The organism is Actinoallomurus acaciae, assembly GCF_042429965.1.
Classification (GTDB): domain Bacteria; phylum Actinomycetota; class Actinomycetes; order Streptosporangiales; family Streptosporangiaceae; genus Actinoallomurus; species Actinoallomurus acaciae.
Genome location: NZ_JBHLZP010001219.1, coordinates 1 through 739, shown reverse-complemented (window position 1 = coordinate 739; position 739 = coordinate 1). Strand labels below are relative to the sequence as shown.

Sequence of the window (739 nt, the reverse complement as noted above, 5' to 3'; positions counted from 1 at the left end):
GGTCGAAGGCCTCGCGCGGGCCACCGGCGTCCGGGTGGACGAGCCGGGCCAGCCGCCGGTACGCGCGGGGGCCGTCGGTGCCGAACAGCTCGGCGGGCGTCCGCGCGGACTCGATGAGGCGCACGGCCTCGGACCGCGTCATCGGATCTCCTCCTCACGCGAGGGGCGCAGCAGGGCGGGGTGGAGCAGGCGGGCGTCACCGGCACGGTAGAGCCGGGCGCGCGGGCCACCGCGGCGTCCGCCGCGTTCGGAGGTCGCGCCGGTGCTCTCGACGAACCCGGGCACCGACAGGACCTTGCGGTGGAAGTTGCCCGCGTGCAGCTCCTCGCCCCAGACCGTCTCGTAGACGGCCCGCAGCTCCGGGATGGTGAACTCCGGCGCGCAGAAGGTGGTCGCGAGCGCGGTGTACTCCAGCTTCGAGCGGGCCCGTTCGAGCCCGTCGGTGAGGATGGCCGCGTGGTCGAAGGCCAGCCGCCGGGTCGTGCCGGGCCGCTGTGAGCCGTGCCCCGTCAGGCCGAGAGTGGACACGGGGGTCCACGCCGCGTCGGCGGCGTCACTGCCCGCCTGCGGCTCGGGCATCTCGGGGGCGAAGGCCAGGTAGGCGATCGAGACGACGCGCAGGCGCGGGTCGCGCTCCGGCGTGCCGTAGGCCGCGAGCTGCTCCAGGTGGACCCGGTCCAGGGCGTCCGCGCGGACGCCGGTCTCCTCGGCGACCTCGCGCGCGGCGGCCGCGTCGAGG

Annotated in this window: 1 protein-coding gene; it reads right to left on the bottom strand. The window is 76.5% G+C overall.

All coding sequences use genetic code 11. The features are described 5' to 3' along the window. Window positions 1-138 precede the first annotated feature (138 nt). The coding region (locus tag ACFFNX_RS51755) for an NUDIX hydrolase (protein ID WP_378213864.1) at window positions 139-739 on the bottom strand (601 nt) is incomplete at its 5' end.